Raw genomic sequence first — 23,766 nt, forward strand, 5'->3', positions numbered from 1 at the left:
ATAAAGGGCTTCTCTCATTCCAGGCAGTCGAGCTGCCTATTTGGCGAAGTTTTCGATTTTTACCTGGCCTTCAGGAAAGGTGGCGATGATTTCCAACTCGCCACCCATCGCGCGGATGTAGTTGCGCAAAGTGCTGATGTACATGTCTGTGCGCCGTTCCATTTTCGAGATTGCCGCCTGGTTGATGTGCAGGGCCTTGGCCAATGTTTCCTGGCTCAGTTCCTGGGCTTTTCGAAGCTCATGCAGAGGCATTTCTTTCAAGTGTTGTTGGAGCAACTGCTCGGCATCGGCACGTGACTCAGGCGACATGCGTGCTTGAAGCTCAGCGAATTTTTTAGCCATCGTTGCGGCCCTCTTTACGCAGTGTTTCCAAATGTTCGTCATACAACTTTTCGGCCATGGGGACATGAACTTCATACCAGCGATCCTGACCGGTCTTATCGCCACCGATCAGCAATAACGCAAATCGACGCGGATCAAATGCATACAGCACGCGATAAGGGCGACCACCATGCTGTATCCGCAGCTCTCGCAGATTGCCATGTCGCGAGCCCTTGATATCGCTGCTATGGGGAAATCCGAGACCCGGGCCGATGAGTTCCAACAAGTCGACACTCGCCGATACGCAAGCCTGCTCCTTTTCATTCAGATTGCCCCACCAATCGCCAAATTCATCCGTGTATTCAACGTCCCATTTCATACAAATATGCCACCTGCGGAATATAACCTCAAGGGAATAACTGTATGAGTTTCAGCGACGCTTCGACTAGCCTTGAGCCTCCACACAATTGTTAATGATGATTGCTGGTGGAACCTGGATGTCGTCGAGTTCTAGTGGGCGCGCGAGTGCTGGCGCAGTCCTCGAAACTCACTGGAACCCCGTACGCAAATCCCCTTCCCGTGCCAGGAACCGCCCTTCCCTGCGCCCGTTGGCCTGACCATCGCGGTAGCTCAACGCACCGTTGACCCATACGCCCTCGATACCTTGTGCTGCCTGCTGCGGATCGTTGAAATCGGCGACATCGCAGATGGTCGCCGGATCGAACAACACCAAGTCCGCCCAATGACCTTCGCGGATTTGGCCGCGTTCCTTCAAACCGAAGCGCGCCGCCGACAGCCCGGTCATTTTGTGCACGGCGGTGTGCAACGGGAACAATCCGACGTCGCGACTGAAATGCCCGAGCACCCGGGGGAATGCGCCCCACAAGCGTGGGTGCGGAAACGGGTCTTCCGGCAAGCCGTCGGAGCCGACCATCGACAGCGGATGCGCGAGGATTCTGCGCACATCCGCCTCATCCATCCCGTAGTACACCGCACCGGCCGGCTGCAGTTGGCGAGCGGCATCCAGCAACGGCACATTCCATTCGGCGGCGATGTCCATCAGGTCGCGGCCGCCCATTTCCGGGTGCGGGGTCGACCAGGTGATGGTAATGCGGTGGGCATCGGTCACCTGCTTGAGGTCCAGGGTCGAGGAGCTCGCCGCATATGGATAGCAGTCGCAACCCACCGGGTGGGTTTTCGCCGCTTCTTCGAGGGACACCAGCAATTGCGGACTACGCCCCCAGTTTCCGGCGCCGGCGCATTTGAGGTGGGAAATGATCACCGGGCTTTGCGCATGGCGGCCGATCTTGAACGCCTCGTCCATGGCCTCCAGCACCGGTTCGAATTCGCTGCGCAAATGGGTGGTGTAGACCGCCCCGAACGCGGTCAACTCTTCGGTCAGTTGCATCACTTCATCGGTGGATGCCGAAAAGGCGCTGGCATAGGCAAGACCGGTGGACAGGCCCAGCGCGCCGGCCTCAAGGCTTTCGCGCAGTTGCTCGCGCATCGCGCTGATTTCGTCTGCCGTGGCGGTGCGGAACAGGTCGTCCAGATGATTGCTGCGCAGCGCCGTATGGCCGACCAGCGCGGCGACGTTCAGCGTGGTGTTCGCCGCTTCGACCGCCGCGCGGTAGTCATGGAAGGTCGGATAAACGAACGCAGCAGCGGTGCCGAGCAGGTTCATCGGGTCCGGCGGATCGCCACGCAAACTCACCGGCGAAGCACTGATCCCGCAGTTGCCGACGATCACCGTGGTCACGCCCTGGCTGAGCTTGGGCAGCATCTGCGGCTGACGAATCACAACGGTGTCGTCATGGGTGTGCACGTCGATGAAACCCGGCGCCAGCACATGGCCCTGCGCGTCGATTTCCTCGCTGGCACGGGCATCGCGCAAGTCGCCGATACGCTCGATGCGCCCGTTGAGAATGGCCACGTCGGCGGGGTAACCGGGGCTGTTGCTGCCATCGATGATCAGGGCCTTGCGAATCAGCGTGTCGTACAGCATGTCAGTCTCCCGGCGGTAAGTGATCGTCGCCGTCGCGGTATTCGTCGAGGGCGAGTTTGATCCGCCGTCGACGTTCTTGCACCAGGCGCATTACGCTCAGTCGTGTTGCATCCTGGCGCGCTTGAGCAATTTCTTGCAACGCTCGGACAAATGCAGCACCCGCAGATGCTTGCCGGCCTTGGCGTAGCGCTCGCGCAAGGTGTCCAGTGCGGCGATGGCCGAGTAGTCGACAAAACTCAGGTGCTGGCAATCCAGCGTCACTTGCACCGGGTCATTGGCCGTATCGAACTGATTGAGAAAAGGCGTGGTCGAGGCGAAGAACAGCGTGCCATGCACCCGGTACAGCTTACTGCCGTCGTTCTCCAGATGGCTGTCGGCATACAGCTGACGGGCCTGCTGCCAGGCAAAGTTCAGCGCCGCAATGATGATGCCGCAGAGCACCGCAATGGCCAGATCGGTGAAAACGGTAATCACCGTCACCGCGATGATCACCAGCACGTCATTGAGCGGCACTTTGTTCAGCACCCGCAACGAGGCCCAGGCGAAGGTCTGTTGCGACACCACGAACATCACCCCGACCAGCGCGGCCAATGGAATGCGTTCGATCAGCGGCGACAGAAACAGAATGAACAGCAGGATCGACACCCCGGCCACCAACCCGGACAAGCGCCCGCGTCCGCCGGAACTGAGGTTGATCACGGTCTGGCCGATCATCGCGCACCCGCCCATGCCGCCGAACGCACCAGACACCAGATTCGCCGCCCCCAGCGCCACGCACTCGCGATCCGGGTAACCACGGCTCTCGGTGATTTCGTCGGTGAGGTTCAGGGTCAGCAGGGTTTCCAGCAACCCGACCAGCGCCATCAGGATCGCGTAGGGCGCGATGATGCCCAGGGTGTCCAGGTTCCACGCAATGTCCGGCAGCGCCAGCGTCGGCAAGCCACCGGCAATGTGCGCCATGTCGCCCAGGGTGCGGGTCGGCAGGCCAAGCAGATACACCGCCAGGCCCACACCGAGAATCGCCACCAGCGCCGGCGGCACGGTACGGGTCAGACGCGGCATCACATAGACAACGGCCATGGTTACCGCGACCAGCCCAAGCATCATGTACAGCGGCGTACCGCTCAACCAGGCCTCCCCGCTCTTGAAGTGCTCCAGTTGTGCCAGGGCAATGACGATCGCCAGGCCGTTGACGAAGCCGAGCATCACCGGGTACGGCACCATGCGCACCAGTTTGCCGAGCTTGAGCAGCCCGAACGCCATCATGATCAGCCCGCCCAGCAACACCGTGGCCAGCAGATACTGCACGCCGTGCTGCACCACCAGCGCGACGATCACTACCGCCATCGAGCCGGCCGCGCCGGACACCATGCCGGGTCGCCCGCCGAACAGCGCGGTCAGGGTGCAGATGATGAACGCGCCATAAAGCCCCATCAGCGGATTGAGATGAGCCACCAGCGCGAAGGCGATGCATTCGGGCAACAGGGCGAAGGACGTGGTAAGTCCGGCCAGGGCATCGGCGCGTAGACGTTTTGCTTTCATGAGGGATCGCACACAGGGAGAGACGAGAAATGAGTGTGCGGATGTTACGGAAATGCAGTCAGACCGACCAGTTGTTGTGCCTGCGCAAACGCCATCGCGAGCAGGCTCACTCCTACATTTAACCGCGTTCCATCAGAAGGAATGCAATCAAATGTAGGAGTGAGCCTGCTCGCGATGAACGATAACGCGGTCTATAGCGAACTCACACCATCTCGTCGCGAATCCACTCCACTACCGACGTGCGCTTCGGCACCCAGCCCAGCAACTCCCGCGCATGCTTGCCGCGCACCCGGCTGTTGGAGCCCAGGCCATAGTTGGCCATTTCATAGCCCCACTCGGCTTCCGCGTCCTTGAGCGGCCAGTCCTGCGGCTCGCCCAGGTTCAGCGCCTGGGCCATGGCGGTGGTCATGTCGATGAATGATGCTTCACCGCTTTCAACAAAGTAGAAGGTGCCGGGTACGTTTTCAGTCAGCGCCAGCAGGTACAGCGCAACCACGTCCTCGATGTGCACATTGGACCAGATGTTCCGGCCCGGGCCGACATGGCGCACCACGCCGCTGTTGCGCGCCTGTTTGAGCAAGCGCGGCAACTGCACGCTGTCACGATGGACGCCCAGGCTGTGGCCGTAGATCAGCGTGTTGCAGATCACCGCCGAGTTCACCCCGTCCATGGCCGCCGCCAGGATCAGATTATCGATGGCCACGCGTGCAGCCTTGTCGACGGTCGGCTCCGGAAGGTTGTCTTCGACGTAGATGACATCACTGGATTTACCGCCCGAGGCATCCCCGACGATGCTCGAACCGCTGGTGTGCAGGAACACTTTGCCAGATCCGCGCAAGGCATCGAGCAAGGCTTGCACCGCGCCGCGATGATCGCTGCTGGCGGCGTTGATCACCGCGTCGGCAGCCAGCGCCTGATCGGCCAACAGAGCGGAGTCATCGAGGGTGCCGATCACCGCAGTGATGCCCAGTGTGCGCAGCTCGTCCGCTTGTTCGGCGCTGCGCACCAGACCGGTGACGTTGTGGCCGGCCTGGACCAGGCCCGTGGCGATGGAACCGCCGATAAAACCGGCGGCACCGGTAACGAATACGTTCATGGAGAAACTCCCTGCGTGGATAAGTGATGCAAGGAGTATCAAGGAGCGATCACTGTCGAAAAATGCCCTCTGACCCAATTCACTTTTGCGCAGGAGTCACGAGTCAGCCCTTGAAATCTGCGCTCGCATAATCCGCCAATTTGCCCTGGATAAAGTCCAGGAAGCATTGAATCCGCAGGGCCAGCTGCGAGTTGCGGTAGTACACCGCGTTGATCGGCTGGCGATAACCGCTGTTGAATTCGGCCAACAACACTTTCAAGCGTCCGGCACGAATGTCGTCGATGGTCATGAAATGCGACAGGCTGGCGATGCCCTGGCCGTCCAGTGCGAGATGGCGGATGGTTTCGCCGCTGGAGGCGCTGATCGACGCCTGGATCGGCCAGCGATCGCCATGCACGTAACGCAGCGGCCATTGGTTGAGGCCTTCGTTCTGGGTAAATCCCAGCAGCGAATGTTCGGAGAGGTCGGCCACGGCTTGCGGTGTGCCGTGCTTTTCCAGATAGGCCGGGCTGGCGACGATGTGCAGCGGACTGCAACCCAGGGAGCGGGCATGCAGGGTCGAGTCGGTCAGGGTGCCGATGCGGATGGCGATGTCGGTGCTCTGTTCCAGCAGGTCGATGATCAAGTCATTGCTGTTGAGTTCGAGCTGGATGTCGGGGTAAAGCCTGCGGAATTCATCGATGTAGGGCACGATGGCGTGCAGCATGAAAGGCGATGCCGCGTTGATCCGCAAACGCCCGGACGGCGTTTGCTGGCGTGAGGACAGGCGCTCTTCGAGCTCGTCCATCTGATCGAGAATTCGCTTGGCGTGTTCGAAGAAATACTTGCCCTCCTCGGTCAGGTCCATGCGCCGCGTGGTGCGATTGATCAACGTGGTGTCGAGCTTGGCCTCCAGCCGCGACAGCGTGCGACTGACCGCCGAAGGCGTTTGCCCGACCTGCTCGGCCGCCGCAGAAATCGACCCGCATTCAATCACACAGACGAAAACCTGCAATTCATCGGATCTGGCTTTCACGTGTGTCCTCTTCGCTAATCGGTATGGGAAAAGATCGCAGCCTTCGGCAGCTCCTACAAAGTATTGCGTACACCCGTAGGAGCTGCCGAAGGCTGCGATCTTTTTTGCCGGTACGACCGATAGTAGCCGAGCGCTAAGCCTTGAGGCCAAACACCTCAGCCAAATGCTGCTCATAGCGCGCCACGTCGCCTTCGATGTTCGGGCGTTTCATCACGTCCACGCACAAGAACGTCGGCAAGCCGGTCATGCCCAGGAACTCGTTGGCCTTGTGGAACGGGAAGTACACCGCGTCCACGCCTTTGGCCTCGAAGAAGTCGGTCGGGTCGTCGAAGGCTTGCTGCGGGGCGTTCCAGGTCAGCGACAGCATGTATTGCTTACCGTGAATCAGGCCGCCGCTGCCGTATTTCTGCGAGGCGTCGGAGCGAGTGCGACCGTCGCTGGCATAGAGGCTGCCATGGCCTTCGGTAAAGACCTCGTCGATGTACTTCTTCACGGTCCACGGCGCGCCCATCCACCAGCCGGGCATCTGGTAAATGATCACATCGGCCCAGAGGAACTTGGCCACTTCTTCGGCGACGTCATAACCCTCGTCGATGAAGGTGGTTTTGACATCCACGCCGCCGCGATCCAGCACGCTCAACGCGACTTCATGCAGGGTGGTGTTGTAGCGGCCGTCGGAGTGCGCAAATTTTTTGCCGCCATTGAGCAACAGGACTTTTTTCATGAGAGAACTCGGGAAGGGTCGGGAATCGGATGGCGGCAGAGTACCGATCAGCCTCGCGCGGAATAAGCCTCGATCGAGCAAAATTCATTTGATCTACAAGCACGAATCAGCAGCCGATTGTTGCCTTAGACTGGCATCAGTTCTGACTTGAGGAGAGATGTAGATGAGTGAAATCCAGGGTTTCATCCTGCACGCCAAGACCCACCCGGAAAAATCCGACGCCTTTGAAGCATTTTTCAGCGGCTACGTGCAAGCGAGCCGCGCCGAGCCTGGCTGCATCGAATACCACATGCTGCGCGACAAACAGGACCCGACCCTGTTCATCTTCTACGAGATCTGGCAATCCCGGGCCCACCTCGACGTGCACTCGAACCTGCCGCACATGAAGCAGTTCCTCGAGCAGCGCGATGAATACCTGGAGCGGGACTTCGAGATCCGCGCCATCGAGATGATCAGTCCGTCGTCCGCTAGCCGCTGATCAGCAAATGGCCGCCGAGAACACCCAGGCCAACGAAAAACACGCGCTTGAACCACAGGGCGCTGATCCGCTGGCGCAGCGATTGCCCCAGCCACATGCCGAGCATGGCCGGGATCAGCGCCAGCAACGATGCGCTCAACTCGCCCCCGCCGAGAGCGCCACGCCATAGCAATCCTCCGGCCAGGGCCAGGGTCGAGACGGTGAACGACAGGCCCAGCGCCTGCACCAGCTCGTCCTTGCTCAAGCCCAGCGCTTGCAGATAAGGCACCGCCGGAATCACGAACACGCCGGTGGCCGAAGTGATGACGCCGGTCAGCACACCACATAATGGACCGAGCCAGTGTTCGCTGCGCCGTCCCACGCGCAGAGTCGGCAGGCACAAACCGCTCAGCGCATACAGCAACAACGCCGCCCCCAGCCCCCGCACCACCCAGTGACCACCGCTCATGCCGATCCACAGCGTGCCCGCCCCGGTGCCGATGAAGATTGCCAGCAGCATCGGCCACAGTCGTTTGATCAACCCGGGCAAATGCCCGCCGAACGCCAGTTGCCAGACGTTGGTGAATGTCGCCGGAATGATCAACAACGCCGCTGCCTGCGTCGGCGCCATAGCCAGGCCGAGCAAGCCCATGGCAACGGTCGGCAGGCCGAGGCCGATCACACCCTTGATCATGCCGGCCAGCACAAAGGTGCCGATAACCAACAGTGAAAGGGCCAAGCCAAGATTTTGATAAAACGCCGAGAGTGTATTCATGGGGCTATGGTGAGCCCGCAAGGGGTGATTGAAAATCTGCCATATACTGAGGTTGCCTCTCTCCGTACAAGAGGCTGAATAATCGGGTGCGGCATCTGTCGTCATCGCGAGCAGGCTCGCTCCCACAGGGGATTTGTGAACGACACATAACCACTGTGGGAACGAGCCTGCTCGCGAAGACGCCCTTCCAGACAACATTCAACTTGGGATTGTTGTAATGCACTTCGACCTGACCGACCTGCGCCTGTACCTGAACATCCTCGACTGCGGCAACATCACCGCCGGCGCCGCACGCAGTCATTTGTCCCTCGCGGCGGCCAGCGCGCGAATTCGCGCCATGGAGGCGTCGCTGGGTGTCGACTTTCTACTGCGCAATCGCCGTGGGGTCAGCCCGACGCCGGCCGGCAATGCCCTGGCCCGACACGCCCGGGTTCTGTTGCAACAGGCCGAACGCCTGCAACAGGAACTGGCCGAGTACGCACAGGGCGTCAAAGGTCAGGTGCGGCTGCTGTGCAATACCACGGCGATCACCGAGTACCTGCCAGAATTGCTCGCGGACTTCCTGCGCAGCCATCCCAACCTCGACATCGACCTGCAGGAACTGCCCAGCACCCGCATCACCCATGCCTTGCGCCAGGGCGCGGCGGACCTGGGCATCGTTTCCGACGCGGTGGACACCGATGACTTGCAGACACGACCGTTCCGCGATGATCCGCTGGTGCTGATCATGCCCCGCGAACACCCCTTGGCACAGGCGACATCATTGAACTTCACCGACACGCTGCATCACGACTACGTCGGCCTGAATGCCAACAACGCGTTGGCGGTGTACCTGGAAGAGCAGGCACTGCACGCCGGCCTGCGCATGCAGATTCGCATCCGCGCCGATGGCTTCGATGGTGTGATGCGCATGGTCGCCCGTGGAGCGGGCCTGGCAATCGTACCGCTGGCCGCGGTCGAACGCGGGTCAGGCGGACTGTCTTTCAAAAGCTGCGCCCTGCAAGAACCCTGGGGCCAACGCAAACTGTTGCTCTGTGCCCGGGACTTCGCCGCATTACCCGGCTATGCCAAGGCGCTGCTGCACGCCTTGACTCTCCCCTGAGGGGCAGACTTTATCCTTGAGGTTTGATCTTCAAGGACAGCGATGATGGGTAAACGAATACTGGTGATCCTCGGGCATCCATCAAGCAATAGTTTTTGCGCCGCCCTTGCCGAGCGTTACACACAGTCGGCAGCGCGTGCCGGGCATGAGGTGCGGCAGTTGTTTCTGGGCAGCATGGATTTTGATCCGGTACTGCGCGAAGGCTATCAGCAGGTCCAGCCGCTGGAAGCCGACTTGCGTAACGCCCAGGCCGATATCCTGTGGGCTGAACAACTGACGCTGGTCTATCCGATCTGGTGGGGTGGCGTACCGGCCTTGCTCAAGGGCTTTTTCGACCGGGTGTTCTTGCCCGGTTTTGCCTTCAAATATCGCCAGGGCAAAGCCTTCCCCGACAAACTCCTGCGCGGCCGAACCGCCCATTTGCTGGTGACCATGGACACACCGCCCTGGTACTACCGATGGATCTACCGCATGCCCGGTTTGCATCAGGTCCGTAAAACCACCCTTGAATTCTGTGGCATCAAACCCACCCAAACCCTCACCTTCGGGCCAATTCTCGGCGCCAGCGCAGACCGGTATGCGGCCTGGTTGCGGCAAGCCGAAGCTATCGCCAGCGCTTGAGTCGGTCGATAATGCGCCGAGCTTTATCCTCGGAGAAAAGGACCTTCCCATGTACATCGGCCAAGCCGCGCAACGTTCCGGCACCACTGTCAAAAGCATCCGTCACTACGAGTCGATTGGCCTGCTGCCCGCCGCATGCCGTCAGGGCAAGTACCGCATCTATGACCAGCACAGCGTCGACCTGCTGATGTTCATCAAATGTGCCCAGCAACTCGGGTTCAGGCTCAAGGAATTGCAGTCGGTCTTAGCCGGACATCAGGGCCCGCAGTTGCCATGGGAACAGGCACAACAGGTCATCGCCAGCAAAAAACAGGAAATCGCCGAGCGAATAGCGGCGTTGTCGCAACAGCACTCGCAATTGGTCGAGTTCGAGAACAGCCTCGAACAATCCAGGCGCGACTGCCCGCTGAACCATCTTTGAGAGCAGTGCGTTTCTGGGCAGCTCAGTGTCGAGCACAGACAACTGATGATTGGACAAGCGCTATAGGGTGCGACTTCAGTTCTTGAGCCCACTGCCCGGAGTCATCATGACCGCACCGATTACCGTTCTTCGCGACACCCACCCGCTGCCCGTGCTCGACGCCTGCAAATGGGAAAAGCTCGAAGGTGACCCGCACACCGTCAACCTCAACGCCTACACCAGTGAAGACGGCAGCAAGATCATGGGCACCTGGATTTGCACGCCGGGCAAGTGGTACGTGGAATATGTGAAGTGGGAGTATTGCCATTTCCAGGAAGGCTACTGCGTCATCACTCCGGAAGGCATGGCGCCGATCCACCTGCGCGCTGGCGATATTTTCGTCATCGAGCCAGGGATGAAAGGCACCTGGGAAGTGGTGGAAACCGTGCGCAAATATTTCGTGTTTGCCTGATACAAAAAAACCGGGGGATCACCCGACGTGATCTCCCGGTAAATATCTTTGGGTACATGCAATTTTTGTAGGAGCGAGCTTGCTCGCGAAAAACCTGAGAACAACGCGGGGTGTCAGCCTCCCCGCATTATCGTTAACGACCATCGCGAGCAAGCTCGCTCCTACAACGGTTTGCGATAGCCGTTGATGATCGCCGAGAAGTCCTGCCCACCCTCCCCACGCAAACTCATCGCCTGATACAACTGCTGGGCCACCGCGCCGAGTACCACCGGCTGGTGCGCCTGACGCGCCGCTTCAGTGGCCAGCCCCAGGTCCTTGAGCATCAGTTCGGCCCCAAAGCCGCCGGTGTAACCGCGCGACGCCGGCGCCGTTTCAACGATCCCCGGCCACGGGTTGTACATCTCCGAACTCCAGCAACGTCCGGTGGAACTGTTGATGATGCCCGCCAGCACCTTGGTGTCGATGCCCAGGGCATCGCCCAGCGCCATGGCTTCGCTGACGCCGACCATGGAAATCCCCAACAGCAGGTTGTTGCAGATTTTAGCGATTTGCCCCGTGCCGACCTCACCACAATGGACGATGTTGCGGCCCATCTGCGCCAGCACCGGTTGCAGGGTGGCGAACAGTTCAGGCGTGGCGCCGACCATGAAGGTCAGCGTCCCGGCGGCTGCTCCACCGGTGCCGCCAGAAACCGGCGCATCGGCCATGGCCACGCCCTGTTTGGCAGCGGCGGCGGCTACGTCCCGCGCGGTCTGCGGGTCGATGGTGCTGCAATCCACGGCCGGTACACCTTTGCCGATACCGGCGAGCACACCGTCTTCACCCAGCCACACACTGCGCACATGCACCGCGGCGGGCAGCATGGTGATGACCAGTTCGGCGCCCCCTGCCGCTTCACGGGCCGATGCGCTGATGCTGCCGCCCAGCTGTTCCAGTTCCGCCAGCACAGCTTTGTTCAGGTCCACCAGGCGCAGTGCATGGCCGGCCTTGATCAGGTTGCGCGCCATCGGCGCGCCCATGTTGCCCAGACCGATAAAAGCGATTTTCATGTCCGGCTCCTTAACGCAGGTTGATGGTGGTGTTCACACCGTCGTTGACGCTGTCGTCGTCGAACCAGCGGCTGGTGACGGTCTTGGTCTGAGTGTAGAACTGCACCACTTGCTTGCCATACGGGCCGAGGTCGCCGAGCTTGGAACCGCGCGAACCGGTGAAGCTGAAGAATGGAACCGGCACCGGAATCGGGATGTTGATGCCGACCTGGCCAACGTCGATTTCGTTCTGGAATTTACGCGCCGCCGCGCCGCTCTGGGTGAACAGGCCCGTGCCGTTGCCAAACGGGTTGGCGTTGACCAGCGCGATGGCCTCGTCGAGCGTATTGACTTCCAGCACCACCAGCACCGGGCCGAAGATTTCCTGGGTGTAGATCTGCATGTCGGTGGTCACGCCGGAGAACAGGGTCGGGCCGACAAAGTTGCCCTTCTCGTAACCAGGAACCGTGATCTCGCGACCGTCCAGCTCCAGTTTCGCGCCTTCCTTGATGCCGCTTTCGATCAGGTCGAGAATCCGCGCCTTGGCCTTTTTCGAGATCACCGGCCCCACGTCAGTGCCCGGCTCGCTGCCCGCATTCACCTTGAGTTTCTGCGCCAGCGCTTTCAGGTCGGGCAGCCATTGCTTGGCCGCGCCCACCAGCACCACCACCGAGGTGGCCATGCAGCGTTGACCGGCAGCGCCGAAGCCGGCACCCACCAGCGCATTCAGCGCTTGTTCGCGATTGGCGTCTGGCAGCACCACGGCGTGGTTCTTGGCGCCCATCATCGATTGCACGCGCTTGCCGTGCTTGCCCGCCAGGTCATAGACGTGAGTACCGACGGCGGTCGAACCGACGAAGGAAACCGCCTTGATGTCTTTATGGGTGCAGAGCCCGTCCACCACGTCCTTGCCGCCATGCACGACGTTGAGCACGCCGGCCGGAATGCCGGCCTCGATGGCAAGTTCCACCAGGAGCATGGTCGACATCGGGTCCTGTTCCGACGGCTTGAGCACGAAGGTGTTGCCGCAGGCGATGGCCATCGGGAACATCCACAGCGGAATCATCGCCGGGAAGTTGAACGGGGTAATGCCTGCGCACACGCCGATGGGCTGGCGCAGGGTGTAGGTGTCGACGCCACCGGCGACGTTTTCAGCGAACTCGCCCATTTGCAGGCTGCCGATGGAGCAAGCGTGCTCGACCACTTCCAGGCCACGGAAAATGTCGCCTTCGGCGTCGGCAATGGTCTTGCCCTGCTCGGCGCTCAGGACTGCGGCGATGCGCTTGGAGTGCTCGCGGATCAGCGCCTGGAGCTTGAGCATGATGCGCATGCGGGCGCCGATCGGGGTCAGCTTCCAGGTCTGGAAGGCACGATGGGCTGCGCTGATGGCTGCGTCGACTTCTTCAGCGGTGGCAAACGGCACTTTGGCCAGCACTTGCTGGGTCGCCGGGTTGATGATGTCGTGCCATTCGGTGGTCTTGGATTCGACCCACTCGCCGTCGATCAACAGCTTGACCTTCTGCACGGTGGTTTCGTTGGGCGTAAGCGATGCGTTCATGTGGGTCTCCTGGACTTTGTTGTTATCAGGGGAACCAAGGCGAGAAAGTCGCCTTGAGATGAGGCGTGTGCCGCGAATTGGTTAACGGGCTGTTTTTGGAGTATAGATGTGCAAACTTCTAATAAGAACGCACATAAAAACCGGTCCAACATGCAAAAAAACATCACCTCCCTCGGCTCGTTGAACTGGGATGACCTCAAGTTTTTCCTTGAAGTCGCCCGCACCCGCAAGGCCAGCACCGCGGCAAAGCGCCTGGCGGTGGACTACACCACAGTGTCGCGGCGCATCAGTTCCCTGGAAACGGCACTGGGCACATTGCTGTTCGAAAAATCCCGGACCAACGGCTTTGTCCTGACCGCCGAAGGCCAGCGGTTGATGGGGTATGCCGAGTCGATCGAAAGTACCCTGCACATGGCGTGCGAGCAGGTTTCCGGGTCCGGCGTGGCGCTGTCCGGGCATGTGCGCATGGGGTGCACCGAAGGCTTCGGCAGCTTTTTCATCACGCCGCAGCTGAGCCACTTCGTCGACACCTACCCGGCGATTTCGGTGGATATCCTGCCGCTGCCGCACTTCATCAGCCTGTCCAAGCGCGAGGCCGACATCGTCATCGCCCTGGAGCGTCCGGAGCATGGCCCGTACGTCTGCTGCAAACTGTGCGACTACCGACTGCAGCTGTATGCGACCCAGGATTATCTGGACAACCACCCGCCGATCCGCAAACCAGCCGATTTGGCCAAGCATTCGTTTATCAGTTATGTCGACGACCTGGCGTTCAGCTCGGAGCTGTTGTACCTGGCCAACGTATTGCCCGGCGCCAGTGCCAACCTGCGCAGCACCAGCGTGATCGCGCAATTCGTGGCCGCGCAGCAAGGACGCTCACTGGCGATCCTGCCGTGCTTCCTCGCCACTCAGGACCCTCGCCTGCTGCCGGTGTTGCCGCAGGAAATCAATATCACCCGACAGTTCTGGATGTACTGCCGCGAAGACCTGCGCAAGCTCAAGCGGATCACCTTGTTGTGGGATTACATCCGCCAGGTGACCGAGCAGAATCAGGGGCTGTTGATGGGCGAAAGCCGGGAGATGCTGTTTGCCGATGACTGACCTTTCAGTCTGTCGGCTCGCGGCCTTCCTTTAGCTCCAGCATCAGTCCGCTCAAGCGTTTGACCCGGCGTTTCACCGCCTCTTCAAACACGCCTGCACGCGACTCGATCAAGGTGAACCAGTCCTTGGCCCGGGTAATTCCGGTGTAGATCAGTTCCTTGGTGAGGACCGGATTCAAGGCGTCAGGAAGAATCAACGCGGTATGTGCGAACTCCGAGCCCTGGGATTTATGCACGGTCATGGCGTACACGGTTTCGACATCGTTCAGGCGACTGGGCAGGACAAACCGCACGCCACCCTGGCCATCATTGCGTGGGAATGCCACACGCAGAACCTGCTTTCCATTTTCATGTCCGTCCTGTTCCGGGAGCTTGAGGGCGATGCCGATATCGCCGTTCATCAACCCCAACCCGTAATCGTTGCGGGTCATCAGGACAGGGCGACCTTCGTACCACTGCTGGTCACTGTCGATCAGGCGTGCCCTCAGCAACGCGTCCGTCACTCGCTGGTTCAAGCCCTCGACACCCCACGGCCCCTTGCGCACGGCACATAGCAACTGGAATGCGTCGAAGGCCTGCAACACTTTCCGAGCCCAATCGATCCAGCGCGAATCTTCCAGAGGGCTGTCCAGTGGTGGCCGCTGATTGCGCAGCACGCTCAGGTAATGCCGATAACCCTGCGGGCCTTCACCATGACCGTCGAGAAGCAAGCGTTCCAGAGCACGATCCTGCTCGCCCTTGAGGGCCAGGCAATACACATCGTCATGGCTTCGCGCCGACAACAACTTGCGTGCTTCTTCGGGCTGCTGCTGGTTGACCCAACGAGCGAGTTGACCAATACCGCTGCCTTCACCGAATCGCCGGGAATGGCGCAACATCACGACCTGTTGGGCCAATGGATGAGTGCCCTGGGCGTCCTCCTGCAAGCCGCTGGCCTGCAGGTTTTCGCCACTGACGGCTTCCAGCCACTGGCGTGTCTGCGGGCTGTACCAGCCAGCCTCCGCGTCGCGACACAGGTCCCCCAATACCGCACCGGCCTCTACCGAAGCCAGTTGATCCTTGTCCCCCAACAGCACAAGGCGCGCATGGGCCGGCAAGGCGTCAAGCAGATTGGCCATCATTTCCAGGTCGATCATCGAGGCCTCGTCTACCACCAACACATCCAGCGGCAGACGATTGCCCGCGTGATGGCGGAAGTGTCGAGTCCCGGGTCGGCTGCCGAGCAGGCGGTGAACGGTGGTGACGTCGGACGGGATCTTTTCCCGTATTTCCTGGGTGACCTTCAAGGTCCGGACTTGCTGGCTGATGGACTCCGTCAGGCGCGCCGCGGCCTTGCCGGTCGGCGCGGCGAGACGAATGCGCAGGGGCACGCCGGCCTCGACCGCTGGCGCCTGGAGCAACGCCAGCAAGCGCACGACAGTGGTGGTCTTGCCGGTCCCCGGCCCCCCGGTCACGATGCTGAAGGCGCTGCGGGTCGCCAGGGCGCAGGCGAGCTTCTGCCAGTCGATTACGTCACCGGACCGGGCAGGACCAAACAGACCGGTGAGGCGCTGCAGCAAGTCGTTCGGCGTGGACTCGTGTTCCGTCAAACGCTCGCGCAGTGAAAGGTCGATCCGTCGCTCGTAGGCCCAATAGCGGCGCAGGTACAAGCGTTTGCCCGATAAAACCAAAGGTCGGTCGCGCACGTTGTCACGGCTGTCAGCGGCCAGCGCGACGAGGTTGCTCGCGGCCAGTACCTTGCACCAATGGGCCCCGTCCAGTGATCCCAGCAATTGCGAGGGCAACAGCATTGCACCGCCTTGTACGTCACCTTCAGGTGGTAATGACAGGGCGAAATCCGGTTCTTTCAGTGTCTCGAACAGGTCGAGACAGACATGCCCGTGGCCCAATTGGTGGCTGGTCAGGGCGGCCGCCAGCAACACCAACGAATCATCCTCCGGAGCCAGTTCATGCAGAAACGCCACAAAGGCTTTGTCCAGCGCGCGCAACCAGCCACGCTCGACCCAACGCGTGAGCAACAACAACAAGTCGTCGGCACGACTCAGCGGCGCCAGATCGGCCAGGCTTTCGGCTGCCAGCGATGTGGGCAACAAATCGGCGAATGTGCGATTCATAACAGTACTCCCTGTTCCCAGGCGGGTTCGGCCTTGGGTTCCGGCTTGCCCTGGAACAGCCTGTCCAGACGCTCGATCAGTTCTCTTGGCGGCCGGGCGAAAAACACACCCTGGCTGGCCGCACGCGTACCCCGCAAAAACAGGTACAACGCACCGCCGACATGCCGGTCGTAGTCGTAATCGGCGAGCCGCGCCTTGAGCTGACGGTGCAGGGCCAACAGGTACAACACGTATTGCAGGTCATAACGGTTGTCGAGAATCGATTGTTCCATGGCCTGCGCGGTGTAGGCCGCATCATCGACGCCGAGCCAGTTGGATTTGTAGTCGGCAACGTAATAGCGGCCGTCATGTTCGAACGTCAGGTCGATGAAACCCTTGAACATGCCATTGAGCAACACCGGTTCCGCGGCCACCCGGGCCACGCCGTTATGGGTGTATTGGCACACCAGCGCATCGAGCTTGAGCACATCGACCTTATGGCTGGCGAACCAGAACTCCATCTCGACCTGATACTGCGTCAACTGGCCGAATACCACCGGCGCCTGACCGCCGCCCAGTTGCAACGGCGACTTGAGCAGATGCTGCAGCCAGTCACTCAGCGTGGTGATCCAGCCCTCCCAGCCTCGACGATTGCAGCGACGGGCAATGGCGTCGATCACCTCTTGTGGTGGCGCAGCAAAACCTTCGCCTCCCGCCCATTCGAGCAAGCCATGGAGGAAGGTGCCGGGGTTCGGGCCGCGTGGGAAGCGATGGATATCGCCGCCACCGGCCACCACTTCCCTGGGGGCCTGTGGGTCGAGGCGTTCGTCATCGAACAGTTTTTGCGCCTGCGGGCTCTCCGGCGCCTCGTCGGTGCCGACGCTGAGGGTGTCGCCAATGCGCAACGCGCTGTAAGAAGCGATCCACCAGTTTTCACTGGCCTTGCGTTTCGGAACCCGCGGAACAAGCAGCGCCGCGTCGTTTTGCGGTGGCTGGTAGTGCTCCGCTGTTGCTTCAGGCATCTCGGCATAGGCCAGCGCCGGGCAGTCCTGTTGCAGGTCCCGCAACCAAAGCTGCAACGCCGGGGATTCAGCCAAAGGCGCGCCGCCGCCAAGCAGATAACCCAATGCCGACAGATGCAGCACCGAGCCATTGTTGTTGCCGCGCTTGAGGTCGGCCACCCCCAGCCAGCAGGCGTGTTGCGCCCGGGTCAGGGCGACATAGAGCAAGCGCAGATCCTCGGCCAGACGCTCATCGTCAGCCTGGGCAATCAACTCCGCCGTTGGCTTCAACGTGACCTGGGCATTGCCGGATTCATCGTGGTAGTGCAACGGCAGGCGGCTGCCATCCACCGGTTTCGCCGAGCAAATGAACGGCAGGAACACCAAGGGGTATTCAAGGCCCTTGGACTTGTGAATGGTCACGACCTTGACCAATTGCTCATCACTTTCCAGACGCAGGATCTGCTCTTCGCCAGCCTGCCCGGACAACGCCAGATGCTCGGACAGATGCCGGATCAGGGCTTGTTCGCCATCGAGTTCGGCGGCGGCTTGTTGCAGTAGTTCGAAAAGGTGCAGAAGGTTGGTCAACACGCGCTCGCCGTCACTGCGGGCGATCAACGCCTGGGGCAGACGGAAGTCGTGCAGCAAGCGCCGCAGCATCGGCAGTACGCCCTGCTTGCGCCAGACTTCGCGATAGCCACGGAACTGCATGACCCGGGCTTCCCAGGCCAACTCGTCCTGATTCAGCCGCTCCAGCTCAGTCAACGACAGGTTCAACGTGATGCTGGCCAACGCGGCTCGTAGCGGGCGCTCGACGTCCGGCTCGGCGCAGGCCTTGAGCCAGGTCAGCACGTCATGCGCTTCCTGGGCGGCGAACACCGAGTCCTTGTCCGACAGGTAAACACTGCGCACGCCACGGGCGGCCAATTGCGCACGAACCGCCTGCGCCTCCTTGCCGTCGCGGACCAGGATGGCGATGTCCGCCGGCAGCAGGCCCCTGAAGGCTTTGCCATCCTGGGTGAATCCCGCTTGCTCCTGCTGTCCGCCATTGAGCAATGCCGTGATTTCACTGGCGCAGGCAGCCGCCAGGTGTTGCCGGTACACCGCACCGGACAACGGTTGTTCGGCCGGCAAGTGCCAAATGTTCAAGGCCGGGATTGCCTGGTCATTGATGCGCAAGACTTCTTTGCGGCCCTGGGAGGCAACCGGCGTGAACGGAACCGGGTTGTCGCCATTCTTCTGCCTGAAGAGGAAAGCGCCGCGTCCTGACGCCCGGGCTTCGGCGCGCTCGAACACATGGTTCACCGCGTTGACCATGCCGTGGCTCGAGCGAAAGTTGGTGCCCAGGGTGTGCAGGCGGCCGGTGGTGGCCTGCCGGGCACGCAGGTAGGTATGGATGTCGGCACCGCGAAAAGCGTAGATCGCCTGTTTCGGGTCGCCGATCAGGAACAGACCGCACTCGGGGCTGTTCTCTTCAATGCGGTAGATGCTCTCGAAGATCCGGTATTGCACCGGGTCGGTGTCCTGGAACTCATCGATCAGGGCGACCGGAAACTGTTCACGAATCAGGGTTGCCAGTCGCTCGCCGCCATCGGACTGCAAGGCCGCATCGAGGCGCAGCAACATGTCGTCGAAACCCATTTCCGCGCGGCGACGCTTCTCTTCCTCGAATCGCGCCCCGACCCAGCGGGCCGCATGTTGCAGCACGGCGGCATCAGGCGTTGGCAACCCATCGAGACAGGCCTTGAGGCCGGCCATCGCATCGAGCCCCGGATGTCGAGGCGCTTCGCCCTTCCAGGCTTCGGCCATGCCATCAGGGGTCAGGCGCGTGAAGCCGGTGCCGATATCCAGTTGCTCAAGGGATTCGTCTTCGGCCCAGGCTTTGATCTTTTCAAACCAGGGCTCGAAATAGCGAGCCTGCATCTTGCGACCGTCGACAGCCTTGCCGGCAACGCCCTGGTGACAGATGGCAAGCAACTCGTCCGCCCACTGCAGCCAGGGCTTCTTCAGTTCGATCAGGGCAACCCGTCGCTCTTGCAAGCATTGCGAAATCACCTCGGCGGGCTCTTTCCCTTCAAGGGTATCCCGCTCGCTGGCGAACAGCGCACGAATCCGCGGCAGCAGCGTCGCCGGTCCGCCCCAATTGCTGCGCACCCAATTCAATGCATCACCTTGCATCGGGTAACAGAACAGTCGCCAGTAATCGCGCAGGACTTCCCCCAGCAAGTCGCTGTGGTCGGTTACCAGGGTCTGGGTAAACAGGCTGCCGCTGTCGAACGCGTGCTCGCGCAACATGCGCTGGCACCAACTGTGGATGGTCGACACCGCCGCCTCGTCCATCCACTGCGCGGCGATATCCAGGCGGTTTGCGCACCCGGGCCATTGCTCGGGTAAGTACTGAATACGCAACTCGGCAATCAGGCTGTCCGGGGCCGGTGTTTCATCGCGAAAATATCGTGCGGCCTCGGCGAGCCGTGTGCGGATGCGTTCGCGCAGCTCTTTGGTCGCGGCATCGGTGAAGGTCACGACGAGGATCTGCGGCGGCAACAGCTCACGCCCGAAGCCACTGTCCTCCCCGCCATTGCCAAGCACCAGACGCAGGTACAGCGCGGAAATGGTGAACGTCTTGCCGGTCCCGGCGCTGGCTTCGATCAGTTGGCTGCCGCGCAGCGGGAATGCCAGGGCCAGAGGTGTCTTCGTGTTCATCAGCGCGATTCCTCGCTGGACAGTGAACGCCAGGGTGCTTCGAAAAGCGGACGATAAAGTGCATCGCACCAGTCGCTGAACGTCTCATCGGCGACCAAGGCATCGTAATCGGCGAATTGGCGCGCGAGTGCCGGGCTTTCGCGACGCTCTCCGTCCGTCGTCTGCCCATCCCCTTCATAGGCCTTGCGCGCAGCGGAATCGGCCTTGATCGGGTCGGTTTGCCCCAGCCACGCAAAGGCTGTTTTGACCGCGATCGGCAGAGGCTGGCGCATACCCGCCTGCCAGGCCATCAACAGGTCACCCAGCGTTTTCCGCGCTGTGGACTCATCCATCGGTTCGAGCAACAGACTGTCGTCGCCGGCCACCAGTGCAGTGGTCAGCGCCATGCCACTGGCACAAGCCACCAGATGGGTGAGCCACGGGCGTGTCAGTCGATGCCATTTGCGTGACTTGATCGAGCCGATGCTGTTGGGGATCGTTGTGATAGACAACAAACCGCCATCGGCGCGCTGATGCAGGCCGCTGAGCCAGCCCTCAATGTGCAGGCCTTGCAGTTCCAGATCGACGGGCAACGCGCTGCTGAGCGGTGTTGGCCACAACGCCAGGAGCTGTTGGTGGCGTTGCAGCAAGTCAGGTAATGGCTCGATCAACTCGCGTTGCAGGCACTCACCGAATCCGGCCATGGGCAGCAGCCCGCTGTTTTGCAGGCGTTTCGCCTGATCCTCCAGTGCCTGTCCGGTATTTCCAGGATCTGCCAGCGCCGCTTCGAGCAAACGGTCGCTGAGGCTGTAACGCTGCAACGCATCCAGGACAAAAGGCTCTTCATCAGCCAAGGGCACTTCAGCCGCCTCGAAGAAGACCTTCAGGCGCTGGCTGAAAAAGTGCCGTACCGGATTGCGCAGGAAATCCTGCAGTTGACCGAGACTCAGTGGTTCGTCCTGAACGTGAGCCTCGAGCACTTCGGCGCTTGCCTGTTGCTCTGTCGCTTGATGAAGGACCTGCCATTCGGTGGCGTAGCTGAACGACTCATCCCCGTCGTGAAAGTAGCGAGCACTGAAGGGTTGCAACGGGTGTTCCCGGGTCATGGCCTGGAGCAGGTCATTGTCGCTTTGTGACAATCGCCAACCGCTGGCCAGGTGGTCGCGTAACTGGCCGATCAGCACCGACGCAGGCCTCTCGCTGTTATCGCGGATGCTGCGTCCCACCCAACTGATGTAGAGCTGGTCCCGTGCCGACAGCAAGGCTTCCAGTAGCAGGTAGCGGTCATCTTCGCGCCGGGAGCGGTCACCTGGACGGTAATCACTGCCCATGAGATCGAAATCCAGTGGCGGCTGCGCGCGCGGATAATCGCCGTCATTCATGCCCAACAGGCACACCAGTTTGAACGGGATGGCGCGCATGGGCATCAAGGTGCAGAAGTTGACCGCTCCGGCCAGAAAGCGTTGGGACAAACGGCCCTGATCCAGACCCGCAAGCCAGGCTTCACGGACGACGGTCAGCGGCAACTCGTCCTGCAACCCGACCGACTCGCAGGTCTCGAGCCAGGTCTCACGCAGCTCTTCGAGCTGAGCCAGCAAGTAGTCATCGTGTTCGTTACTGGCAAGGAAGAACAACTGCACCAACGCCTGCAAGCGCAAGCCCCATTGCCCCGGTGATGCTGGCTGAGAGAGTTCGTGGTGAGCCACTTCCAGCGCGTCCAGCAGCGCAACCAGCGGGCCGATTAGCGCGGCGTCCAGGCCCCCGATTTCGTCGTAGGGCTCGATACCCTCATAAGCATCGGCGCTGCCAACGGCATAACCGAGCAACATCCGGCGCAAGCCGAAACGCCAGCTGTTTTGCTCCAGTTCATGCGGCAGCCCGAGCCCGGCACGCTGCTCGGCGTTCATGCCCCAGCGAATGCCGGCACCTTCGATCCAGCGGTGCAGCGTCGGCAGGTCGCGCTCCTCAACACCAAAGCGAGCGCGCAGTGCCGGGACGTCCAGCAGATCGAGAATTTCACTGACGGGGAATCGGCTGTCAGGCAGCTTGAGCAGGTGCTCGACAGCAATCAGCAATGGATCGCGGCCGCGCTGGCCCTGGTCAGCCAGGGTAAATGGAATGAAGCGCGGATCCTGGCGGTCAAGCTGACCAAACACGGCACGAATATGCGGTGCGTAGCTGTCGATGTCCGGAACCATCACGATAATGTCCCGGGGCCGCAGTGTCGGGTCGGCGCTGAAGCGCGAGAGCAGTTGATCGTGGAGGATCTCGACTTCTCGCTGGGCGCTATGGGCGATGTGAAAACGGATCGACTCGTCCTTCTTCAGGTCGATCGCGGGCCAACGCTCCCGAGTCTCGTTGAGGGGACGCAACTCGAGGATGTCATCCTGCAATTGGTTGAGCATGTTCAGCGGCTGACTTTCACTGAACAGGTCGATGCGCCCGTCTCGGAATGCCGAACGATAGCTGTTGGGATCGTCATAACTGTCGAGCAGGTTGATATAGTCCCGCCCCTGTTTACCCCAGGCAGCCAGCAACGGGTGAGCATGCTGGTGGAGGGTTTGCGGATCGATCACTACCGGCATGCCGCTTTTGCGGGCCTGACGCTTGTATTGATGCCGCAACAGGTCTTTATCGGCGACGATGTCCGCCCAATGGTGACGACACGGGTTGTGTACGCACAGCAGGACCTGGCTGAATCGAGCCAGTCCCGCCAGTGCTTCCAGGGCTTGAGCAGGCAGGGAAGAAATCCCGAAAACGATCACTCGCGAGGGTAATCCCTTGGGGGCTGTTTCGAGATGGTTGATACGCTCGACAAATCGCTGATGGACGCCGGCACGGCTTTGCGCCATGCCTTCTTCCCCCACATCCAGCAAGAGTGCGCGCCATAACTCTGCCTGCCAGCAATTGGCCGGGGTCAGGGGTTTGGTTTCGCCCCTGGCGTTTCCTGTTTGATGTCGACCTTGCGCCCAGTCTTCCAGCCAGTCAGCCCGATAGACCTGGTATTGGTCGAACAGATCCGCCAGACGCTCGGCCAATTGATAGCGTTTGCGCAGATCGGTGTCATGGGTCAGGAAACGCTGCAGCGGCTCGAAGTGCGGCTGATTGATCAATTGCGGCAGCAGGCGCATCAGACGCCAGGTCAGCGGGGCTTTATCGAGCAGGGACTTGACCGGAATTTCGTCACGGCCAAGGACCATGCGATAGAGCTGCCACATGAAGCTGCCGGGCAACTGCACGTCGATGGCGGCAGCGATGCCGCAGCCTCCCATGTCGTCGTCCTCAGAATCTTCCGCCAGTGCCAGCTTCAGCCATTGGGCAATGCCATTGCTTTGCACCAACGCGATTTCATTCTCCAGGGGAGCCAGCGGGTAGCGCCGCATCCAGCTGACCACCAGGCTGCGCAACTCATCCAGGCGGTTGCCGTGAACCACCATAAAACCAGCACTGAGGGACGTCGCGTCCGGCATAAAGGCTTCCTTGGAAATGCAAAATCGAGAAACGACTTTAACATCTGTAGGAGCGAGCTCGCTCGCGAAGGTCGTCAACGATGACGCGGGTGGTCTGGGGTAACGCCGTGTCCTGAAGTTCTTCGCGAGCAGGCTCGCTCCTACAGGAAACAAAGCGCAAAAACAAAACCCCTACCTGCGTGCGCAGATAGGGGTTTCGGAATTTAATCTTGACGATGACCTACTCTCACATGGGGAAACCCCACACTACCATCGGCGATGCATCGTTTCACTGCTGAGTTCGGGATGGGATCAGGTGGTT

19 protein-coding genes, 1 rRNA gene and 2 pseudogenes are annotated in these 23,766 nt (G+C 60.9%); 6 read left to right on the plus strand and 16 right to left on the minus strand.

The window, feature by feature from the left end; all coding sequences use genetic code 11:
- Window positions 1–36: 36 nt before the first annotated feature.
- From C8K63_RS28990 to C8K63_RS29025, 8 genes and pseudogenes are all read right to left on the minus strand, one after another.
- The gene (locus C8K63_RS28990) at window positions 37–342 is read right to left on the minus strand and encodes an XRE family transcriptional regulator (protein ID WP_108219817.1); all 306 of its coding nucleotides are present in this window, start codon (window positions 340–342) and stop codon (window positions 37–39) included.
- On the minus strand, window positions 335–700 hold the full coding sequence (locus C8K63_RS28995; protein ID WP_108219818.1) for a type II toxin-antitoxin system RelE/ParE family toxin: 366 nt from the start codon (window positions 698–700) through the stop codon (window positions 335–337). Before C8K63_RS28995 ends, C8K63_RS28990 begins: the two co-directional genes overlap by 8 nt.
- Before the next feature lie 168 nt (window positions 701–868).
- The gene (locus C8K63_RS29000; RefSeq protein ID WP_108219819.1) at window positions 869–2,326 is read right to left on the minus strand and encodes a D-aminoacylase; all 1,458 of its coding nucleotides are present in this window, start codon (window positions 2,324–2,326) and stop codon (window positions 869–871) included.
- Between the two features lies 1 nt (window position 2,327).
- Window positions 2,328–2,405 (minus strand): annotated as a pseudogene (locus C8K63_RS29005) (MurR/RpiR family transcriptional regulator); the annotation flags it as partial.
- A gap of 17 nt (window positions 2,406–2,422) precedes the next feature.
- Complete coding sequence (locus tag C8K63_RS29010; protein ID WP_108219820.1) at window positions 2,423–3,868, minus strand: SulP family inorganic anion transporter; 1,446 nt, start codon at window positions 3,866–3,868, stop codon at window positions 2,423–2,425.
- A gap of 202 nt (window positions 3,869–4,070) precedes the next feature.
- Entirely contained in the window at window positions 4,071–4,964 is an 894-nt protein-coding gene (locus C8K63_RS29015; protein ID WP_108219821.1) for an NAD-dependent epimerase/dehydratase family protein, read from the minus strand.
- Window positions 4,965–5,067: 103 nt separating this feature from the next.
- Window positions 5,068–5,979, minus strand: coding sequence for a LysR family transcriptional regulator (locus C8K63_RS29020; protein WP_108219822.1), 912 nt, complete (start codon window positions 5,977–5,979; stop codon window positions 5,068–5,070).
- A gap of 133 nt (window positions 5,980–6,112) precedes the next feature.
- Entirely contained in the window at window positions 6,113–6,703 is a 591-nt protein-coding gene (locus C8K63_RS29025; protein ID WP_108219823.1) for an NAD(P)H-dependent oxidoreductase, read from the minus strand.
- 163 nt (window positions 6,704–6,866) lie between these two features.
- On the opposite strand from C8K63_RS29025, the gene C8K63_RS29030 reads away from it, so the two are divergent.
- On the plus strand, window positions 6,867–7,181 hold the full coding sequence (locus tag C8K63_RS29030; protein ID WP_108219824.1) for a putative quinol monooxygenase: 315 nt from the start codon (window positions 6,867–6,869) through the stop codon (window positions 7,179–7,181).
- On the opposite strand, the gene C8K63_RS29035 is transcribed toward C8K63_RS29030, so the two are convergent.
- Complete coding sequence (locus C8K63_RS29035) at window positions 7,171–7,935, minus strand: sulfite exporter TauE/SafE family protein (protein WP_108219825.1); 765 nt, start codon at window positions 7,933–7,935, stop codon at window positions 7,171–7,173. The two genes, C8K63_RS29030 and C8K63_RS29035, sit on opposite strands and share 11 nt — an antisense overlap.
- A 217-nt stretch (window positions 7,936–8,152) precedes the next feature.
- On the opposite strand from C8K63_RS29035, the gene C8K63_RS29040 reads away from it, so the two are divergent.
- The 4 genes from C8K63_RS29040 to C8K63_RS29055 all read left to right on the plus strand — a co-directional run bounded on the left by C8K63_RS29040 (window position 8,153) and on the right by C8K63_RS29055 (window position 10,530).
- Complete coding sequence (locus C8K63_RS29040; RefSeq protein ID WP_108219826.1) at window positions 8,153–9,037, plus strand: LysR substrate-binding domain-containing protein; 885 nt, start codon at window positions 8,153–8,155, stop codon at window positions 9,035–9,037.
- Window positions 9,038–9,079: 42 nt separating this feature from the next.
- Window positions 9,080–9,658: an NAD(P)H-dependent oxidoreductase gene (locus tag C8K63_RS29045; RefSeq protein WP_108219827.1), complete on the plus strand. Its 579-nt coding sequence runs from the start codon at window positions 9,080–9,082 to the stop codon at window positions 9,656–9,658.
- Window positions 9,659–9,707: 49 nt separating this feature from the next.
- Complete coding sequence (locus C8K63_RS29050) at window positions 9,708–10,079, plus strand: MerR family transcriptional regulator (RefSeq protein WP_108219828.1); 372 nt, start codon at window positions 9,708–9,710, stop codon at window positions 10,077–10,079.
- Between the two features lie 106 nt (window positions 10,080–10,185).
- Window positions 10,186–10,530 (plus strand): cupin domain-containing protein, encoded by a 345-nt coding sequence (locus C8K63_RS29055; RefSeq protein WP_007988984.1) that lies wholly within the window; start codon window positions 10,186–10,188, stop codon window positions 10,528–10,530.
- 33 nt (window positions 10,531–10,563) lie between these two features.
- On the opposite strand, the pseudogene C8K63_RS31070 reads toward C8K63_RS29055, so the two are convergent.
- The 3 genes and pseudogenes from C8K63_RS31070 to C8K63_RS29065 form a co-directional block, all read right to left on the minus strand.
- Window positions 10,564–10,674: pseudogene (locus tag C8K63_RS31070) on the minus strand (outer membrane lipoprotein carrier protein LolA); the annotation flags it as partial.
- Window positions 10,675–10,691: 17 nt separating this feature from the next.
- A complete protein-coding gene (gene mmsB, locus C8K63_RS29060) occupies window positions 10,692–11,579 on the minus strand; it encodes a 3-hydroxyisobutyrate dehydrogenase (protein ID WP_108219829.1) in 888 nt (295 codons plus the stop codon).
- A gap of 10 nt (window positions 11,580–11,589) precedes the next feature.
- Entirely contained in the window at window positions 11,590–13,116 is a 1,527-nt protein-coding gene (locus C8K63_RS29065; RefSeq protein ID WP_108219830.1) for a CoA-acylating methylmalonate-semialdehyde dehydrogenase, read from the minus strand.
- Between the two features lie 150 nt (window positions 13,117–13,266).
- On the opposite strand from C8K63_RS29065, the gene C8K63_RS29070 reads away from it, so the two are divergent.
- Window positions 13,267–14,217: a LysR family transcriptional regulator gene (locus C8K63_RS29070; RefSeq protein WP_108219831.1), complete on the plus strand. Its 951-nt coding sequence runs from the start codon at window positions 13,267–13,269 to the stop codon at window positions 14,215–14,217.
- A gap of 4 nt (window positions 14,218–14,221) precedes the next feature.
- Here the strand turns inward: C8K63_RS29070 and recD are convergent, their stop codons facing one another.
- The 4 genes from recD to rrf all read right to left on the minus strand — a co-directional run.
- Window positions 14,222–16,330: an exodeoxyribonuclease V subunit alpha gene (recD, locus tag C8K63_RS29075; RefSeq protein WP_108219832.1), complete on the minus strand. Its 2,109-nt coding sequence runs from the start codon at window positions 16,328–16,330 to the stop codon at window positions 14,222–14,224.
- Window positions 16,327–20,016, minus strand: coding sequence for an exodeoxyribonuclease V subunit beta (gene recB, locus C8K63_RS29080; protein WP_108219833.1), 3,690 nt, complete (start codon window positions 20,014–20,016; stop codon window positions 16,327–16,329). Before recB ends, recD begins: the two co-directional genes overlap by 4 nt.
- A complete protein-coding gene (gene recC, locus C8K63_RS29085; RefSeq protein WP_108219834.1) occupies window positions 20,016–23,465 on the minus strand; it encodes an exodeoxyribonuclease V subunit gamma in 3,450 nt (1,149 codons plus the stop codon). The genes recB and recC overlap by 1 nt, the downstream gene beginning before the upstream one ends.
- A gap of 207 nt (window positions 23,466–23,672) precedes the next feature.
- Window positions 23,673–23,766 (minus strand): 5S ribosomal RNA (gene rrf / locus C8K63_RS29090); the annotation flags it as partial.

The sequence above is a fragment of the Pseudomonas sp. GV085 genome, from assembly GCF_003050925.1.
In the GTDB taxonomy this organism is placed as follows: Bacteria; Pseudomonadota; Gammaproteobacteria; order Pseudomonadales; family Pseudomonadaceae; genus Aquipseudomonas.

Bases quoted from the DNA above. Each gene is read 5' to 3' on its own strand.
- C8K63_RS29070 (WP_108219831.1), top strand. From the start codon at position 13,267: ATGCAAAAAAACATCACCTCCCTCGGCTCGTTGAACTGGGATGACCTC.
- C8K63_RS29000 (WP_108219819.1), bottom strand. From the start codon at position 2,326: ATGCTGTACGACACGCTGATTCGCAAGGCCCTGATCATCGATGGCAGC.
- C8K63_RS28990 (WP_108219817.1), bottom strand. From the start codon at position 342: ATGGCTAAAAAATTCGCTGAGCTTCAAGCACGCATGTCGCCTGAGTCA.
- mmsB (WP_108219829.1), bottom strand. From the start codon at position 11,579: ATGAAAATCGCTTTTATCGGTCTGGGCAACATGGGCGCGCCGATGGCG.
- C8K63_RS29030 (WP_108219824.1), top strand. From the start codon at position 6,867: ATGAGTGAAATCCAGGGTTTCATCCTGCACGCCAAGACCCACCCGGAA.
- C8K63_RS29055 (WP_007988984.1), top strand. From the start codon at position 10,186: ATGACCGCACCGATTACCGTTCTTCGCGACACCCACCCGCTGCCCGTG.
- C8K63_RS29010 (WP_108219820.1), bottom strand. From the start codon at position 3,868: ATGAAAGCAAAACGTCTACGCGCCGATGCCCTGGCCGGACTTACCACG.
- C8K63_RS29065 (WP_108219830.1), bottom strand. From the start codon at position 13,116: ATGAACGCATCGCTTACGCCCAACGAAACCACCGTGCAGAAGGTCAAG.
- C8K63_RS29045 (WP_108219827.1), top strand. From the start codon at position 9,080: ATGATGGGTAAACGAATACTGGTGATCCTCGGGCATCCATCAAGCAAT.
- C8K63_RS29035 (WP_108219825.1), bottom strand. From the start codon at position 7,935: ATGAATACACTCTCGGCGTTTTATCAAAATCTTGGCTTGGCCCTTTCA.
- C8K63_RS29040 (WP_108219826.1), top strand. From the start codon at position 8,153: ATGCACTTCGACCTGACCGACCTGCGCCTGTACCTGAACATCCTCGAC.
- C8K63_RS29015 (WP_108219821.1), bottom strand. From the start codon at position 4,964: ATGAACGTATTCGTTACCGGTGCCGCCGGTTTTATCGGCGGTTCCATC.
- C8K63_RS29050 (WP_108219828.1), top strand. From the start codon at position 9,708: ATGTACATCGGCCAAGCCGCGCAACGTTCCGGCACCACTGTCAAAAGC.
- C8K63_RS29025 (WP_108219823.1), bottom strand. From the start codon at position 6,703: ATGAAAAAAGTCCTGTTGCTCAATGGCGGCAAAAAATTTGCGCACTCC.
- recD (WP_108219832.1), bottom strand. From the start codon at position 16,330: ATGAATCGCACATTCGCCGATTTGTTGCCCACATCGCTGGCAGCCGAA.
- recB (WP_108219833.1), bottom strand. From the start codon at position 20,016: ATGAACACGAAGACACCTCTGGCCCTGGCATTCCCGCTGCGCGGCAGC.
- recC (WP_108219834.1), bottom strand. From the start codon at position 23,465: ATGCCGGACGCGACGTCCCTCAGTGCTGGTTTTATGGTGGTTCACGGC.
- C8K63_RS28995 (WP_108219818.1), bottom strand. From the start codon at position 700: ATGAAATGGGACGTTGAATACACGGATGAATTTGGCGATTGGTGGGGC.